This window comes from Rhodovibrio sodomensis, from assembly GCF_016583645.1.
Classification (GTDB): domain Bacteria; phylum Pseudomonadota; class Alphaproteobacteria; order Kiloniellales; family Rhodovibrionaceae; genus Rhodovibrio; species Rhodovibrio sodomensis.
Genome location: NZ_NRRL01000015.1, coordinates 1 through 16,637, shown reverse-complemented (window position 1 = coordinate 16,637; position 16,637 = coordinate 1). Strand labels below are relative to the sequence as shown.

The window sequence follows — 16,637 nt, the reverse complement described above, 5'->3', positions numbered from 1 at the left end:
CGCGCCCGCGCGCCGCCCGCATCGGCTAGGCTCCGGGCGCGCCCGACGGGTGCGCCGGCGCCCACGCAAGGGAAACACCCGGCGATCGCCGCGCCGGGCAAACCGCCAATCGGCAAACCGTCTACGAAGGAGGATCGATCCCGTGATGAGCCCGCTGCGCACCCGCCTGACCGCGCTTGCGTGCGTCGCCGCCCTGGCCCTGCCGGGGGTGGCCGCCGCGCAGCAGTCCGGCACCGACAGCGCGTCCGGCGACGGCGCCGACGCCAACCCCGTCGTCGCGGTCGTGAACGGCCAGGAGATCCGCTACGACCAGGTCGTCGAGTCCGCCAAGCAGCTGCCCGCGCGGTACCAGCAGCAGTTCGGCCGGATCTTCCCGGCGCTGCTCGACCGGATGGTCGACATGGAGCTGCTGGGCGAGGCCGCGCTCGACAGCGACGTCGAGCAGACGCAGGCGTTCAAGGACCGGATGGCCGAGCTGCGCGAGCAGGTCGCCCGCGAGGTCTGGCTGAACCGGAAGATCGACGACTACATCACCGAGGAGCGCCTGCGCGCGGCGTACGAGCAGTATAAGAAGAACAACCCGCCGCAGCAGCAGGTCAAGGCGAGCCACATTCTGGTCGAGGACAAGAAGCTTGCCCAGCAGCTGATCGCTCAGCTGGGCGAGGGGGCGAAGTTCGCCGACCTGGCCGCCGAGCACTCGACCGGCCCGTCCGGCAAGCAGGGCGGCGACCTCGGCTTCTTCGGCAAGGGCGAGATGGTGCAGCCGTTCTCCGAAGCCGCCTTCCAGCTCGATACCGGCGAGGTCGTCGACGAGCCGGTGCAGACGCAGTTCGGCTGGCACGTCATCAAGGTGACCGACAAGCGCACCCAGGCGCCCAAGAGCTTCGAGGAGATGCGGGATCAGCTGCGCCAGCAGGTCCGCCAGCAGGCGGTCCAGTCGGTTCTGTCCGACCTGCGCGCGGGCGCCCAGATCAAGACCTTTCCCGAGCGCCGCCAGCAGGTCGAGGACAAGCCCGATCTGGGCGGCGGCCAGGGCCGCGGCGGTCAGCGCGGCGGCGGCGCCGTGATGCCGGGCGGGCAGTAGTCGCCGGTACTTCGGACGCCGTCTGAGCGTCCAACGAACGCCCGCGGAGGTTCCCTCTCCCGTGAGGGGAGAGCACAGGCGAGGGTGGAACTCCTCGGCGTACGCCGGGGAGTCCCACCCTCACCCTCCCACGCCGCTGCGCGGCGCGGGGCCCCTCCCTCTCCCCTCAAGGGAGGGGAGATTTTCGGTTGGCCCGCGCCCCTGCACACCCAGTTTTCGAGTTCCGCGCCATGCCCCCGGTCTCCCCGCTCGCGCCCGAACGCTTTCCGGACCTGCCGCCGATCGCCGGTGTGCGCGCGGCCGCGAAGGCGTGCGGCGTGCGCTACACGACCGGCCGGCTGGACGTCGCGCTGATCGAGCTGGCGCCGCATTCCAGCGTCGCCGGCGTGTTCACCCGCTCGCTGACCGCGAGCGCGCCGGTCGACTGGTGCCGGGCGGCGCTGGCCAAGACGGGCGGGCACGGCCGGGCGATCCTGGTCAACGCGGGCAACGCCAACGCCTTCACCGGCAAGCGCGGCCAGGAGACGGCGAGCGCGGAGGTGCAGGCGACCGCCCGGGCGCTCGACTGCGGGGCGCACGACGTGCTGCTCGCTTCCACCGGGGTGATCGGCGAGCCGATGCCGGCCGAGCGGATCACCGGCCACCTGGACGCGCTGGCCGGCGACCTCGCGCCTGGCGGGTGGGAGCCGGTCGCCCGCGCGATCATGACCACCGACACCTTCCCCAAGGGCGCCACGGCCACCGCCAGGATCGACGGCACCACCGTGACCCTGGCCGGGATCGCCAAGGGTTCCGGCATGATCCAGCCGGACATGGCGACCATGCTCGCCTTCGCGTTCACCGACGCGGACATCGCCCCGGAGGCGCTGCGGACGGTGCTGCGGGAGGTCAACGAGCGCACCTTCAACTGCATCACGGTGGACGGCGACACCTCGACCAGCGACACCCTGCTGCTGGCCGCTACCGGCCGGGCCGGCAACGCCGCGGTGACCGATCCGGATGACCCGCGGCTGGCGGACTTCCGCCGCGCGCTGGAGGCGGTGATGACCGACCTCGCCCAGCAGGTGGTGCGCGACGGCGAGGGGGCGCAGAAGTTCGTCACCATCCGCGTGCGCGGCGCCGCCAGCGATCCGGCGGCCAAGCGGATCGGGCTGGCGATCGGCAACTCGCCGCTGGTCAAGACCGCGATCGCGGGCGCGGACGCCAACTGGGGCCGGATCGTCATGGCCGTCGGCAAGGCCGGCGAGCGCGCCGACCGCGACCGGCTGTCGGTCGCCATCGGCGGCACCGAGATCGCCCGCGACGGCGAAGCCGTGCCGGATTACGACGAGGCGCCGGTCGCCGCCCACATGCGCGGCCGGGAGATCGCGATCGAGGTCGACGTCGGCGTGGGCGACGGCCGGGCAACCGTGTGGACCTGCGACCTGACCCACGGCTATATCGACATCAACGCGGATTATCGAAGCTGAGCGGAGCGTGCGCGCGGTGAGCCAAGACCCGAGCGGCTGCTGGCAGGCCGACATACGATCGTCTGCACCGGACAAGATCGTTCTGGTCGCGGCGGCCGCGCTGGTCGACGACGACGGGCGGGTGTTGATCGCCCGTCGGCCGGAAGGCAAGGCGATGGCCGGCCTGTGGGAGTTTCCCGGCGGCAAGGTGCAGGACGGCGAGACGCCGGAGGCCGCGCTGATCCGGGAGTTGTCGGAAGAACACGGGATCGACACGCGGGCCAGCTGCCTGGCGCCCGTGGCCTTCGCCTCGCACGGCTACGACGACTTCCACCTGCTGATGCCGCTGTATGTCTGCCGGGTCTGGCAGGGCACGCCGCAGCCGCTGGAGCACGCCGAGCTCAAGTGGGTGGCGCCGGTGCGGCTGCGCGATTACCCGATGCCGGAGGCGGACGTTCCCCTGACCGCCCAGCTGCGCGACCTTTTATAGCGCAGATTGCCTGACATCTCGTTATTAACATACATTTTAAGTTTTGTTTCACCTTATCGTTTTTATACCCTAAAGATATACAACCACCTTAGGCTTGCGTTGCCACTCAGGGTTGCTCTAAATACCCCACGCAATCGTATGCCTAGAGCTTTGGGTCGGAGGGGGATCGCGGAGGGTGCTTTTATCTTGCGCGGTCGTCCGGCGAGGCCTTCCGGCCCGCGCTTGGCGAAGGTGAGGGGAAATTCACGCGGAAGGTCGACACGGCCTTCGGCGGTCTCGCCCAAGGGGGAAGTGACGAAGGTGAACGTCGAAGGGGCGACGTGGCCGGCGGGCCGGACGGGGCCGGGCCGGCCGCAGCGAGCGGGGGCGGAGCTGAGGACGGATGGCGGCCGCCGGAGCCGTGCGGACGCGCGCCGTCCGGTGGGTCCGGCCAGCCGGCCGCGCCGGAGCACGGCGCCATGAGCACGCTGGTGTCGCGCAACGTGACGCTGTCGGGCCGGCGGACCAGCCTGCGCCTGGAACGGGCGATGTGGGATGCGCTGGAAGAGATCTGCCTGCGCGAGGGCCTGTCGATGCACGACTTGTGCGCCCACGTCGACCGGACCCGCGCGGAACGGACCCTGACCGCCGGCATCCGGGTCTACATTCTGGAATATTACCGCCGCGCGGCGACCGAGCCCGGCCACGCCGAAGCCGGCCACGGCGCGCTCGACCACGACCGCTAGGCGGTCCGGCGATGGACTGGCGGCGGGACGCAAGGGTGCGCCGCCGGTGTGCGCGGGTCGTTTGCGTGCGCACGTCGCCCAATTTTCCTAGGCATTCCCCGGGTCTGCACAGTGCAGCAGCGGGTTCCCTCTCCTCCGCGTGGGAGGAGAGGGCTAGGCTGAGGAGGTTTGCACGCCAGCGAAGCGCTCGCGGCGTTCCAAGCTTCCGGTTCCGTGCAGAGCCACCTCTCCCTGTCCCTCTCCCCCCAGTGGCGGAGAGGGGACCCGCCGATGCGCTGTGCTTACGAGCAGTCGGGGCAGCGCGGACTAGCGGCTCAGCCCGGACGGGCCTTGATGCCGGTGGGCACCTCGTCGGTACCCAGGGCCTCGGCCAGGCTGTTGTGCGCCTCGCCGGGGCGCAGCGGCAGCGGCTGGCTGGCGTCCGGGCGCCAGGCGGTCAGGTAGATCACCTCGAAGGTCGCCGGGACGGTGCCGTCGGCATTGCCGAACTGTTCCTCGTACAGCTGCGCGGCATGCACCAGCGTCTCCCGCCGGGTCCAGGCCTTGCGCCGCTCGCGCACGGCGTTGCTTTCCCCCATACCGCGCAGGTCGTCCATCAGCTTGAGCGCGTCCGGGTAGGTCACGCTCAGGGTGTCGATGTCGGTCACCGGCAGGGCGAAGCCGGCGCGCTGCAGCAGTTCGGCGCCGTCCTGGTTCTGCGCGAACGGGCTGACCCGGGGGCCGGCGCCGCCCTCGATCTCCTCCTCCGCCTGCATCAGGCAGGTGCGCAGCTCGTACAGCGTCGCACCGCCGAACAGGGTGGCCAGGAACAGGCCGTCCGGCTTCAGCGCGTGGTTGATCTGCAGCAGCGCGCCCGGCAGGTCGTTCGCCCAGTGCAGCGAGACGTTCGAGAGCACCAGGTCGAACGTCTTGTCGGCGAACGGCAGCACCTCCTCGTCCGCGATCACGCGCGGCCGGTGCAGGCCCGCGACCGCGCCCTCCGCACGGTCGCGGCGCCGGGCGGCGTTGGCCATCGCGCCCGACAGCTCGCTTTCGACCAGCGTCTCGATCCCGCCGCGGCCCTGCAGGGTGCGCGCCAGCGTGCCGTCGCGCGCCCCCAGGTCGAGGGCGCACGGGAACGCCCGGCGGACGTCGTCCAGCCGGTCGGCCAGCCGGTCCGCGACCTCGGCGGTCAGGAATTCGTAGCGGGCGAACGTGCGCGCGGCGCGGTCGCGGTGGCGGCGCACGGTGGCGCGGTCGAACACGGTGTGCGGCTGATCGGTCATGACCGCGAATATGGGCTGGCAGCCGCGGCGCGGCAAAGGGCGATTGGCGTCCGCCGCAACCCCGCGCGCCGGCGATGCCGGTGACCGGGACGCGGGCGCCGGCCGCCTGGGTGAGGGCCGCCGGCCGGTCGGTCCTGGATGCCCTGCTGCCGCCGCGTTGCCTCGCCTGCGGCGGGCCGGTCGGCGCGCCCGGCACGCTGTGCCCCGCCTGCTGGGAGGGGGTGGCCTTCCTGGGGCCGCCGTTGTGCGCGGCGTGCGGCTTCCCGTTCGAACTCGCCCCGGAGGCGGGGGACGCCGGCGGCACGCTGTGCGGCGCCTGCCACGTCGACCCGCCGCCGTACGCCCGGGCCCGGGCGGTGATGGCCTACGACGACGGCAGCCGCGGCTTGGTGCTGGGCTTCAAGCACGCCGACCGGACCGAAGCCGCGCCCGCGTTCGCGCACTGGATGGCGCGGGCCGGCCACGAGCTGCTGGCCGACGCCGATGTGATCGCGCCGGTGCCGCTGCACCGCTGGCGGCTGCTCGCCCGGCGTTACAACCAGTCGGCGCTGCTCGCCAACCAGCTGGGCCGGGTCGCGTCGGTGCCGGTGGTGCCGGACCTGCTGCTGCGCCGGCGCAACACGCCCAGCCAGGGCCATCTGTCGCGCGCCGGGCGCGGCCGCAACGTCGCCGGCGCGTTCGCCGTGCACCCGGGCCGCGCCGGCCGGGTGCGCGGGCGCTCGGTGCTGCTGGTCGACGATGTCCTGACCACCGGCGCGACCGTCGCGGCGTGCACCCGGGTGCTCAAGCGGGCGGGCGCCCGGCAGGTCGACGTCCTGACCCTGGCGCGCGTGGTCCGCCCGGCCGCGCCGGACTGAACGCGCCGGACTGAACGCGCCTTGGCGGACCCCCCGTGATTTTCCCGCCCGCGGGCGCTAGAGTCCGCGAGCGGACGGCGGGGGCGACGCCGGGCGCTGGCACGCGCGGCCGGTGGAAACGCCGGCCCGACGTTTTTCACGACAGATGCGAGGACGCCGATGGCGCAGATCACGATGTACACCAAGATGCTCTGCCCCTTCTGCAGCCGGGCGAAGAAGCTGCTGAAGGAGAAGGGCGTGGAGCAGATGGAGGAGATCGACATCACCATGAGCTCGAAGCGCCGGTCGGAGATGATGGAGCGTGCCGGCGGCGCGCACACCGTGCCGCAGATCTTCATCGGCGGGACCCACGTGGGCGGCTGCGACGAGCTTTACGAGATGGACCGTCAGGGCAAGCTGGACGGCCTCCTGGCCGGTCGGGCGTAAGCCGTGGCCGAGGCGGGGAGCCGCGGCGGTCCGGGCGCCGGGCGCGCGTTCCGGGCCGGCTTGGTCCAGATGACCAGCGGGCCGGAATTCGACGCCAACCTGGCGGCGGCGGACCGGCTGATCCGCGAGGCCGCGGCCGCCGGGGCGGCCTTCGTCGCCACGCCGGAGAACACGCCGATCCTGCAACCCGACCACACGCAGCTGCGCGCGGCCGTGCCGGGCGAACACGCGCATCCGGCGGTGCGCGCATTCGCCGATCTGGCGCGCGAGCTGGGCGTCTGGCTGCTCTTGGGCTCCACGGCCGTGCGGGTCGACGATTCCGACGCGCCGGGCGCGGACGGCCGGCTCGCCAACCGCTCGCTGTTGTTCGACGATAACGGGCGGATCCAGGCGCGCTACGACAAGATCCACATGTTCGACGTCGACGTGCCGGACGGGCAGACCTACCGCGAATCCAACGCGTTCCGGCCGGGCGCCCAGGCGGTCGTGGCGCAGACGCCGTGGGCGCGGCTGGGGCTGACGGTGTGTTACGACGTGCGGTTCCCCGCGCTCTACCGCGCACTGGCGCATGCCGGGGCCGGCGTGCTGACGGTGCCGGCGGCGTTCACTCAGGTCACCGGGCGGGCGCACTGGCACACCCTGTTGCGCGCCCGGGCGATCGAGACCGGCAGCTACGTGCTTGCCCCCGCTCAGGTCGGCGAACACGCCCAGGGCCGGCGCACCTACGGCCACACGCTGGCGGTCGCCCCCTGGGGCGAGGTGATCGCCGACGCCGGCGACGCCGGGCCGGGCGTGGTCACGGTCGATGTCGATCCCGCGGCGGTGGCGCAGGCGCGCGGCTGGATCCCGTCGCTGCGCCACGACCGGGGGTTCGAGGTGAAAGTTTTCGAGACCGTCAGCTAGTTTGTTGACTGTCCGGCCTGACCGAGTGGCCCGGTGTCTTGAGCTGGGCGTCCAGCAAGGATCGCGCACTTCTGGTTTGACAATTTGACCTTAAGAGATAGCCCGCGGTAGCCGATAGCGATGGGGCGCGAGAACATGCGGCGCATCCCGACGCGCCCGTCCGCTACGGAGAGCAGCTGCAAGTTTACACCGGGCGTCGTCGGCAGATCTGACACCGCCTTCTGCAGATCGCCGATCCGGGTTTGTGCGGCGTGCAAGCTGGGATTCCTAGACTCACCTTTCTTGTTCTCAGGGCCTGAATTGCCGTTATCCGGCTTCTGCGTGCTTTGAGCCTGGGTCTGTGGCTTCTCTGAGGTGTTGTTTTTGGCGAAGGTCGTATCGGGGATGATTGGTTTAACGTTTGCGCCCAACCCGAAACTTTCCTCGGTTCGGATCGAAATATCGATGTTTCTCGTATAGTAAACCTCGGTTACAACAAGCATGTGAAAAAAACCTGGTGCCGCGTCCGTGTTCGCGTCCCGCTGCTCTCGTGGCAGGATGGCGTTAATCGTTCCCGGACTGCACTTCTTCTTATCATCAATAACGCTGGTCTTGAGCGCCGAGAGCATATCGGTCGCCGGTAGGCCGATCGATTCGGCGACCGGAACGCTGACAGATACCGATCTCACGTCTCCGAATTCCAGCCCAAGGGCGGCGGTGAAGGCTTCCGCCGGGACGAAAGCGGATAACGAGCCTTCGGTGATCTCGGTCGAGAGAAAGGTCGGGAAACCAACCACGCGCAGCCGGCGAAGTTTCGTTTTTTCGTTGTCCGTGAAGATGTTGCAGGAACTGTTTGCAACGGGCGGGGCCACGTCCTTGCAATCCAGGACGCTCACGTCGGCCACCTTCGAACTTTTGCCATCGCTTGCTTTCTTGAACCCAGTTGCCGGGTAGGTCACGCGGTTACCGTAAAACTTACTCAACAACCCGTTTTCAATAATTCTCGTACCTCCTTTGGCTTTATCATCATGAACGCTATTTTTCATATCACCGTCGTTCCCGACACTCTGTAAATTCACCGTGGTCATCCAGGTCGCGATCGGAACCCTGGCGCCCTTGTCGGCTGGTTCCGCATCGTCGCCGTACTTCTGCGCCGGTAAGTAAACGTCACCGACGTGAAAATCCTCACGAGGCGGAAACACTGGTTCTATCTGTAATTGACGAATTTCGCGCGACCACTCGCGCGCCACAAAGCCTTCCCCGACGCTGCATCCGGTCAGTCCCAACGCCGCGACGCCGGCGAATAGCATCCGTTTACGCATAACCCGTTCCTCCCCCACACGGCATCCGCCCAACGCCAAGGGTGAATTCAACGACCATTTGACAAGTTTAGCGCGTATTTCGGCATACGCCAGATAAAACGTAAACGGCGACCGAGTGCGCGCCTTTGGTGTGGCTTACGCGGTCGGCCGCACCGCGCAGATCCTTTGGACACAGGCGGGGTCGGGGCGGTGGAGGGTGCGGTCTTCGTAGGCGACGACGGTGAGGGCGCCGCGCACCGCCTCCAGCAGCTCGCCGGGGGCGAGCAGGAAGGCCGGGTTGGTCGGCCGGCCCAGGCGCGCTTGGCCCCGGGCGAAGGTTTCGTACAGCAGCACGCCGCCCGGCTGCACCGCCGCCACCAGGGCGGGCAGCAGCGGGCGGGACAGGTAGTTGGTCGCGACCACGCCGGCGAAACCGCGGCCGGCGAGCGGGAACGGCCGGCCGTCTTCCAGGTCGGCCTGAAGCGTCTCGACCCCGTCGCGCCCGGCCAGGTCGGCCACGCCCGACAGGTCGCGGTCGACCAGCGTCACCGGATGGCCGCGGGCGCGAAAAAGCCGCCCGTGGCGCGCGCGGCCGCAGGCGAGGTCGAGCACCGGCCCCGTCGGCACATGCCCGGCGAAGCGGCAGATCCAGTCGGACGGCGGCGGCGCCGCGGGGCCGGACGGCGGCGCCATGGGCGGCCCGGCCTGCGCGGATCGGGGCGCCGGGCGGGACGGCTTACGACGTCAGCGCGTTATAGGCGTCGGTGAAGCCCAGCAGACTGGCCGGCACGGTGCGCGTGTTGCCGCGCTGCCCGGTCAGCGTGACCTGCAGACGCCGGCCCTGCTTCATCGCGCTCAGCATCCCGTCGGAGACCTGCATGCGCGCCACGCAGCCGCGCTGGACGCAGGACACGTAATCCGCCTGGCCCAGCTGGTTGCCGTCGACCGCGACCGTCAGCGGTGCTTGCAGGTTTACGCCCAGCGGCACGATGAAATTGACGATCGGGCCCTGCTGCGGCGTCCGCGCGACGATCACCTGCATGATCTCCTGCTGGTTCTGGCTGTTGCGCACGCCCTGGCCCATCCGGCAGGGACCGTTCGGGCCGTTCGGCTGGACGCGGCACTGGACGACCCAGTCCTCGTAGCTGGTGCTCTCGATGTTGGGCTGTTGGCCCTGACCCTGACCTTGCGCTTGGCCCTGACCCTGGCCGAAGCCTTGCCCCTGGCCCTGGTTCTGCTGGGTCTCCAGCCCGCCGCCCTGCTGCTGGTCCAGCTGGGTCTCCAGCCCGCCTTCCTGGGCGCTGGCGGTCGGGATGCCCGTCGGTGCGGCGAGGGCGATGGCGACCGCGGCCGCGCAGCTTGCGAGCGTCTTGGTCAGCGACATGGTCTTCCTTCTCGGCTGTCTCTTCCGGCGGTGATCGGGTCGGGCTGATCGCCTCCGGGGCGATCAAACCGGGTGCTGGGTCCGTGGCCGCGTCTCGGTGGCCGCGTCTTGGTGGCCGCGTCGGCGATCGCCGGCGACCACGCGGTCGGGAACGGCCGACGCGCGGCGCGCGCCATCGTCCCACACTTTGTGTCGGCAGGCCGCGGATTCCAAGGGCCCCGTCGGCGCCGGCGTCAACCCTTGTCGGGTTTTTCCGCCGCGATCATGTAATTGACGCCGCTGTCGCGGGCGGTCTGCCAGCCGTTCAGCGGGTCGAACACGACCCCGGTCACCTCGGCCAGCCGCAGACCGCCGGCGCGCAGGCCGCGCGCGGCTTCCGAGGGTTTGACGAAGCGCCGCCAGTCGTGCGTGCCGCGCGGCAGCCAGCCCAGGACGTATTCCGCGCCGACCTTGGCCAGCAGGAACGACTTCGCCGTCCGGTTGACGGACGACACCACGGCGAGGCCGCCGGGCCGGACCAGCCGGCCGCAGGTCGCCAGGAAGGCGTCGACATCGGGGACGTGCTCGATCACTTCCATGATCGTGACCGCGTCGAACTGCCGGCCGGTCCGGGCCAGCGCTTCCACCGTGCCGGCCCGGTAGTCGATCTCCAGGCCCTGCAGCTCGGCGTGCGCGCGGCCGGCCTTGACCGCCTCGGGCGCGGCGTCGATGCCGGTAACGCGCGCGCCCAGGCGGGCCAGCGGTTCGGCCAGCAGACCCGCGCCGCAGCCGACGTCGAGCAGGTCTATCCCGTGCAGCGGCTCGAACGAGGTGCCCGGTGCGGGCTTACCGGCGAAGTGCGCGGCCAGCCGGTCGCGGATGTAGCCGACGCGCACCGGGTTGAGCGCGTGCAGCGGCTTCATCTCGCCGTCGGGATTCCACCAGGTCTCGGCCATCCGGGCGAACTTGCCGATCTCCTGCGGGTCGACGCTGACGCCTTCCACGGCGGACGGATCGCCGGGCTGCGTGGCGGCGGTGGGCGGCTGGTCCATGGCCGGGACGGCTCCTGGGGTCGTTCGGATCCGCACGCCAGACGGCGTGGCATGGAGGTGGCTTCGGCCGGTGCGGTTTCTTGCGCTGCAAAGCGCGTATAGAGTATGGGTGGCCGCCGTCCGACGGGCAACAGCACGCACGGGCGCAGCCTCGGGCGGCCGGCCCGCCGTGCCCCGGGCCCTGTCCGGCCGGGTGGCTCGCCCAAGGCCGCCCGCAAGGCCCCCAAGCCCACGCAAGGCCCGAACGCCCACCCACGGCCCGGAGCGCCCATGGCCCGCATCGTGATGAAGTTCGGCGGCACCTCCGTCGCCAACGTCGAGCGCATCAAGAAGGTCGCCGAGCGGGTCAAGGCGGAAGTCGACGCGGGCAACGAGGTCGGCCTGGTGGTCTCCGCGATGTCGGGCGTGACCAACGAACTGGTCGGCTACGTCCGCGACACCTCCAAGTTCTACGACACCCGCGAATACGACACCGTCGTCTCCGCCGGCGAGCAGATCACCTGCGGCCTGGCGGCGCTGGCGCTGCAGGAACTGGGGGTGTCCGCGCGCTCCTGGCTCGGCTGGCAGGTCCCGATCCGCACCGACGACGCCCACGGCAGCGCGCGCATCGAGAGCATCGAGGGCGAGGAGATCGTCCGCCGGATGGGCGAGGGGCAGGTCGCGGTGTTCGCCGGCTTCCAGGGCGTCGACGCGACCAGCCGGATCGCCACCCTGGGCCGCGGCGGCTCCGACACCTCGGCCGTGGCGATCGCCGCCGCGCTGGAGGCGGAGCGCTGCGACATCTACACCGACGTCGACGGGATCTACACCACCGACCCGCGCATCGTGACCAAGGCGCGCAAGCTGGATAGGATCACCTACGAGGAAATGCTGGAACTGGCCAGCCAGGGCGCGAAGGTGCTGCAGACCCGCGCCGTCGAGATGGCCATGAAACACCGGGTGCGCGTGCAGGTGCTTTCCAGCTTCGAGGACAAGCCTGGCTCTCTCATCGTGGACGAGGACGAGATCGTGGAAAAGGAAGTCGTCAGCGGAATCGCCTACAGCCGGGACGAATCCAAGATCACCCTGACCCGCGTCCCCGACCGGCCGGGCTCGGCGGCACGGGTGTTCGGCTCGCTCGCCCAGCAGCACATCAACGTCGACATGATCGTCCAGAACGTCTCGCCGGAAGGCGGCTACACCGACCTGACCTTCACGGTCGGCAAGGACGACTACGACCGCACGGTCAGGCTGCTGCAGGACAAGGACGCCGGCTTCGCCTACGACGAGCTGGTCCCCGACACCAACGTGGTGAAGATCTCGGTGATCGGGGTGGGCATGCGCTCCCACGCCGGTGTCGCGAGCACGATGTTCGAGGCGCTGTCGGAGAAGGGCATCAACATCCAGGTGATCTCGACCTCCGAGATCAAGGTCTCGGTGCTGGTCGCCGAGGAGTACACCGAGCTCGCGCTGCGCGCCCTGCACACCGCCTACGGCCTGGACGCCGAATGACCGCCGGAGGCTGGCGCCCGATGACCGGCTTCCCCCACCACCCGAGCCTCATGGGCTAGTCCGAAATGGCGCAACAGGTCCTCGGCTGGGCCGGCTCCCGTCGGCTGCTGCGGGTCCTGCGCGACATTATGAAGGGCGGCGGCACGGCCCAGGAACGCCTGGACCAGATCGTCCGGCTGATCGCGCAGGACATGGTGGCCGAGGTGTGTTCGGTGTACGTGATGCGCGCGGGCGAGGTCCTGGAGCTGTTCGCCACCCAGGGCCTGAAGCCGGAGGCGGTGCACACCACGCGGCTGCGCAACGGCGAGGGTCTGGTCGGCAACATCGCCCTGAACGCACGGCCGTTGCGCCTCGCCGACGCGCAGAACCATCCCGATTTCGCCTACCGTCCGGAAACCGGCGAGGATCCGTTCCAGTCGCTGATGGGCGTGCCGATCCTGCGCGACGGCCGGGTGCTCGGCGTCCTGGTGATCCAGAACGCGACCCAGCGCAATTACGCCGAGGAAGAGCAGGAAACCCTGGAAACGGTCGCCATGGTGCTCGCCGAGCTGGTCGCCTCCGGCGAATTGGTGTCCGCCGAGGAGTCGCAGTCCGACACCGCCGCGCTGCTGCCGGTGCGCCTGCCGGCGATCGTCCTGAACGACGGCCTGGGCCTGGGCCGGGTGGTCCTCCACGAGCGCGGCATCGTGATCCGCCAGACGGTCGCCGAGGATCCCGAGGCCGAGCACGACCGCCTGCGCGCGGCGGTCGCGGAAATGCACAGCGCGCTCGATGAACTGATGCGCCAGGCGAACCTCGCCGCGACCGGCGGGGAGCACGAGGAGGTGCTCGCCAGCTACCGCATGTTCGCCGAGGACCGGGGCTGGCTGAACCGGATCCGGGAAGCCGTCAACGGCGGCCTGACCGCCGAGGCGGCGGTGCAGAAGGTGCAGAACGATACCCGCGCGCGGATGGCGGAAGTCCGCGACCCCTACATCCGCGAGCGGCTGAGCGATCTGGACGACCTGGTGAACCGCCTGCTGCATCATCTGACCGGCGGCGACGGCGGCTCCGCCAGCGACCAGCTGCCGGACGACATCGTGCTGCTGGCGCGAACCCTCGGGCCGGCCGAGCTGCTGGACTACGACCGGGAGCGGCTGCGTGCGGTGGTGCTGGAGGAGGGGTCGCCGACCGCCCACGTCGCGGTGGTGGCGCGCGCGCTCGACATTCCGGTGCTGGGCCGGTGCCGCGGCGCGCTCGCGGAAGCGCGCGCCGGCGACGAGGCGCTGGTCGACGGGGACACCGGGCAGTTCCTGCTGCGCCCGGCGGAAAGCGTGCGCGACAGCTTCGCCGAAAGCATGGCCGCGCGGGCACGGCGCAGCGCGCTCTACGCCGAGACCCGGGACCAGCCGCCGGTCACCCGCGACGGCACACGGATCAACCTGTTCATGAACGCGGGCCTGCTGGTCGACCTGCCACAGCTCGACGAGTCGGGCGCCGACGGGATCGGGCTGTACCGGACCGAGGTGCCGTTCATGGTCCGCCGGGAGTTCCCCGACGTCGCCGCGCAGACCCGTCTGTACCGGCGCGTGCTGGAGCAGACCGGGGATAAGCCGGTGGTGTTCCGGACCCTCGACGTCGGCGGCGACAAGGCGCTGCCGTACTGGCGCGGCAGCGAGGAAGAGAACCCCGCCATGGGCTGGCGGGCGCTCCGGATCGGGCTGGACCGGCCGGTCATCCTGCGCCATCAGCTGCGCGCGCTGCTGCGCGCGGCGGCCGGGCGGGAACTGCGGATCATGTTCCCGATGGTGACCGAGGTCGCCGAGCTGGCGCGGGCGCGCACGCTGGTCGAACTGGAGCGCGGCCGGGCCCGGAAACGCGGCGAGGACCTGCCGAGCGCGATCCGTGTGGGCGCGATGATGGAGGTGCCCGGCCTGCTGTGGCAGCTGCCGCAGCTGTTCCAGACGGCGGACTTCGTCGCGGTCGGCAGCAACGACCTGTTCCAGTACGTGTTCGCAAGCGACCGCGGCAACCCGCGCCTGGCGCGGCGGTACGACCCGCTGTCGCCGCCCGGTCTGCGGCTCTTGCTCGAGCTGTCGCAGGCGGCGCGCGACGCCGGCGTCGACCTGTCGGTCTGCGGCGAAATGGCCGGTCAGCCGATCGATGCCCTCGCGCTGGTCGGCTGCGGCCTGCGCAACCTGTCGATGGCGCCGCGTGCGGTTCCGGCGGTGCGGGCCACGGTGCGCAGCTTGGACCTGCCGCCGCTCGCCCGGTTGGTTCAGCAGTTGGCCGAGGCGCACGACCACAGCGTGCGCGAACGCTTGCGCGGCTACGCCCGCGATCGCGGCATCGTGATCTAGAGCAAAATCGCTGAAGGTCGCGTCGATCTTCAGCGTGAATTTTGCTCTAACTGCTGGAAGAGAGAGCAAGATTCAGCTGAAAGCTGGCTTCACCTTGCAGCATCTTGCTCTAGGCCCAGGATGCTGAAAGCTGGTTCTACCTGGGAGAATCCTGTCCCAGGCAGCGTTGGCTGCTGGCCGCTGTGTCACGACCGGCGGGGCCGGTTCGGACGGCTCCTATCCGAAGGTATAGGCAGGGCTAGTCTCACGCGATGCGCGTGTGACCGGAAAATGAATCGCGTTTGACTGCGCCGGCTCTTAGCTTCTGTAGGCATCGCTGAGGGCCCGCCATACTTCCGCATGCAACGCTCGCGCGATAGGCTGAACCCCTGAGCGCCACTGATTAACCGTTTCGAAGGCTCGCGGACTTAAACGTTCAAACAGCACATACTATCTTGTGCAATGGACGGTTAACCCATAAGAGCCGAAGAGGGCCGCCCACGGGTGGTTGTCATACCGTGTTACGTGCCGAGGTCCATGCCGTGCGGACGATCCCTGACCTGAAGGTGGACGGGCTCGAATACTTCGAGCGCTGGTGGCAGCGTGCGCGCGCCCGCCGGCGTTTGCCGCCGATCACGGCGATCGACCCGACGGTTTTTCCCAAGGCGCTCCCGACCATCTTCTTACTGGACGGCGAAACCGTGGAGACGCTGCGGGTCCGCCTTGCCGGCACGTTCTACCGGGAACTGTATAACCGGGAAGTCACCGGCGAGTATCTGGCCGATCTGATCCCGTTCGCCGACCGTCCGGACATCTACGCCGAATATCAAGCCTGCCTGCGCGAGGGCCGGCCGGCCTACCACGACGGCACCGTGACCTGGCGCGGCCAGGGCGCCGAACTCGCCTTCCGCCGGATCCTTCTGCCGTTCGGCGATTCCGGCAAGGTGCAGCGGATCATGGGGTTCGCCGAATTCAAGATGGACAGCTGACCTCGAGCCTGCTGCCGGTCGGCGCCGCTGCTTCCGCTGCTGCCGCCACTGCCGCCACCGAGGCCGTCCCTGGGGTTGCCGCCGGGCAAATCCGTCTGAGCCAACGCCCTGCGCGATGAATCCCGATCAAAAAGTCGCCTGGCGTGCAGTTAAAGGCGTTGGCACGCGATCGTAGGTGTGCCGGAGCCGCGCCGGCCGAGCAGGCCGGATCGGCCGCGCCGAGACCGGAACGCTTTTGCCTCAAGCATCTGCATCAACATACGCGACTTGATGGACCCGGCTTGCGCATACCTTCTGCCAGCGACAAAAGCACACAATGATATGCGCCACCTCTTGATTTATTAAATTAAAACTGCGGACAAATACCGCGGTTCTACTACGTTGTAGGTACTTTCATTAGATTCGCGGCGGCAGGAAAGCGACACTCACACCCTCAACCAACTCGTGAGGTGTGTGATGTCGACTTTATCGGTTTCGCGTTATGTGGACGATCTCTGGTTCGATGTCGGCGGCTATACTGTCCGCCGGATGACGGCCGGGGAGGCCGGCGAACTGCCCGACGGGTTCCGTGCCGTATATGGCGAGGATTACCTGTCCGCCAGGGTCTACGACGCCGCCGCGCTGGCGCAGGTCGTCGCGGGCGGCGCGCAGGTGTCCTACCTAGCCCGATCTATTCATGAACGGGCGCTCAATTTCCCGCTGCAGATGGCGTTTTCAACCAGCTGGCGTATCGGCACGTGAAAGCGCCGCCGGAATCGGCGATTTTTCGAGACTCTCGATGACGGCGGCGCTGGGGGTGGACGGTCAGTCGGCGGCGGGCGGGCACATCGCCCGGGCCGCTACGGCGGCGCGATGAGCTGCGGGATTTTCGCGCCAAGCAGTCGTGCGATCGCCTGGTCCGGATAGGCGGACGGGAGCTGGACGACGACCCGGGTCGCGTACTCCG

General features: G+C 69.5%; 16 protein-coding genes. 11 read left to right on the top strand and 5 right to left on the bottom strand.

The features are described 5' to 3' along the window. The first annotated feature begins 145 nt into the window (after positions 1–145). The 4 genes from CKO28_RS08220 to CKO28_RS08205 all read left to right on the top strand — a co-directional run bounded on the left by CKO28_RS08220 (position 146) and on the right by CKO28_RS08205 (position 3,747). A complete protein-coding gene (locus CKO28_RS08220; RefSeq protein ID WP_200340155.1) occupies positions 146–1,084 on the top strand; it encodes a peptidylprolyl isomerase in 939 nt (312 codons plus the stop codon). 230 nt (positions 1,085–1,314) lie between these two features. Further along, the gene (gene argJ, locus CKO28_RS08215) at positions 1,315–2,553 is read left to right on the top strand and encodes a bifunctional glutamate N-acetyltransferase/amino-acid acetyltransferase ArgJ (protein ID WP_200340154.1); all 1,239 of its coding nucleotides are present in this window, start codon (positions 1,315–1,317) and stop codon (positions 2,551–2,553) included. 16 nt (positions 2,554–2,569) lie between these two features. Beyond that, a complete protein-coding gene (locus CKO28_RS08210; protein ID WP_200340153.1) occupies positions 2,570–3,022 on the top strand; it encodes an NUDIX domain-containing protein in 453 nt (150 codons plus the stop codon). 458 nt (positions 3,023–3,480) lie between these two features. Continuing rightward, positions 3,481–3,747, top strand: coding sequence for a ribbon-helix-helix domain-containing protein (locus tag CKO28_RS08205; RefSeq protein WP_200340152.1), 267 nt, complete (start codon positions 3,481–3,483; stop codon positions 3,745–3,747). Positions 3,748–4,061: 314 nt separating this feature from the next. On the opposite strand, the gene CKO28_RS08200 is transcribed toward CKO28_RS08205, so the two are convergent. After that, entirely contained in the window at positions 4,062–5,012 is a 951-nt protein-coding gene (locus CKO28_RS08200) for a methyltransferase domain-containing protein (RefSeq protein ID WP_200340151.1), read from the bottom strand. A 74-nt stretch (positions 5,013–5,086) separates the two neighbouring features. On the opposite strand from CKO28_RS08200, the gene CKO28_RS08195 reads away from it, so the two are divergent. The 3 genes from CKO28_RS08195 (at position 5,087) to CKO28_RS08185 (ending at position 7,198) form a co-directional block, all read left to right on the top strand. Then, entirely contained in the window at positions 5,087–5,869 is a 783-nt protein-coding gene (locus CKO28_RS08195; protein ID WP_200340150.1) for a double zinc ribbon domain-containing protein, read from the top strand. A gap of 159 nt (positions 5,870–6,028) precedes the next feature. After that, positions 6,029–6,295 carry a glutaredoxin 3 gene (gene grxC / locus CKO28_RS08190; RefSeq protein WP_200340149.1) on the top strand — a complete coding sequence of 89 codons (267 nt, stop codon included), beginning with the start codon at positions 6,029–6,031 and terminating at the stop codon, positions 6,293–6,295. A 3-nt stretch (positions 6,296–6,298) separates the two neighbouring features. Next, positions 6,299–7,198: a carbon-nitrogen hydrolase family protein gene (locus CKO28_RS08185; protein WP_338050079.1), complete on the top strand. Its 900-nt coding sequence runs from the start codon at positions 6,299–6,301 to the stop codon at positions 7,196–7,198. On the opposite strand, the gene CKO28_RS08180 is transcribed toward CKO28_RS08185, so the two are convergent. The 4 genes from CKO28_RS08180 to ubiG form a co-directional block, all read right to left on the bottom strand. Continuing rightward, entirely contained in the window at positions 7,195–8,499 is a 1,305-nt protein-coding gene (locus CKO28_RS08180) for a hypothetical protein (protein ID WP_200340148.1), read from the bottom strand. The genes CKO28_RS08185 and CKO28_RS08180 overlap by 4 nt on opposite strands. A gap of 135 nt (positions 8,500–8,634) precedes the next feature. Continuing rightward, positions 8,635–9,171: a class I SAM-dependent methyltransferase gene (locus tag CKO28_RS08175; protein WP_200340147.1), complete on the bottom strand. Its 537-nt coding sequence runs from the start codon at positions 9,169–9,171 to the stop codon at positions 8,635–8,637. Positions 9,172–9,214: 43 nt separating this feature from the next. Next, complete coding sequence (locus CKO28_RS08170) at positions 9,215–9,862, bottom strand: invasion associated locus B family protein (RefSeq protein ID WP_200340146.1); 648 nt, start codon at positions 9,860–9,862, stop codon at positions 9,215–9,217. Between the two features lie 233 nt (positions 9,863–10,095). Next, positions 10,096–10,893 carry a bifunctional 2-polyprenyl-6-hydroxyphenol methylase/3-demethylubiquinol 3-O-methyltransferase UbiG gene (gene ubiG, locus CKO28_RS08165; RefSeq protein ID WP_200340145.1) on the bottom strand — a complete coding sequence of 266 codons (798 nt, stop codon included), beginning with the start codon at positions 10,891–10,893 and terminating at the stop codon, positions 10,096–10,098. Positions 10,894–11,163: 270 nt separating this feature from the next. Between ubiG and CKO28_RS08160 the strand changes: the two genes are divergently transcribed. The 4 genes from CKO28_RS08160 to CKO28_RS08145 all read left to right on the top strand — a co-directional run bounded on the left by CKO28_RS08160 (position 11,164) and on the right by CKO28_RS08145 (position 16,432). After that, positions 11,164–12,384 carry an aspartate kinase gene (locus CKO28_RS08160; protein ID WP_200340144.1) on the top strand — a complete coding sequence of 407 codons (1,221 nt, stop codon included), beginning with the start codon at positions 11,164–11,166 and terminating at the stop codon, positions 12,382–12,384. 65 nt (positions 12,385–12,449) lie between these two features. Beyond that, complete coding sequence (gene ptsP / locus CKO28_RS08155; protein ID WP_200340143.1) at positions 12,450–14,723, top strand: phosphoenolpyruvate--protein phosphotransferase; 2,274 nt, start codon at positions 12,450–12,452, stop codon at positions 14,721–14,723. A gap of 521 nt (positions 14,724–15,244) precedes the next feature. Beyond that, positions 15,245–15,691, top strand: a complete 447-nt coding sequence (locus tag CKO28_RS08150) for a PAS domain-containing protein (protein ID WP_200340142.1) — start codon at positions 15,245–15,247, stop codon at positions 15,689–15,691. A gap of 456 nt (positions 15,692–16,147) precedes the next feature. Next, entirely contained in the window at positions 16,148–16,432 is a 285-nt protein-coding gene (locus CKO28_RS08145) for a hypothetical protein (protein WP_200340141.1), read from the top strand. Positions 16,433–16,637: the final 205 nt, after the last annotated feature.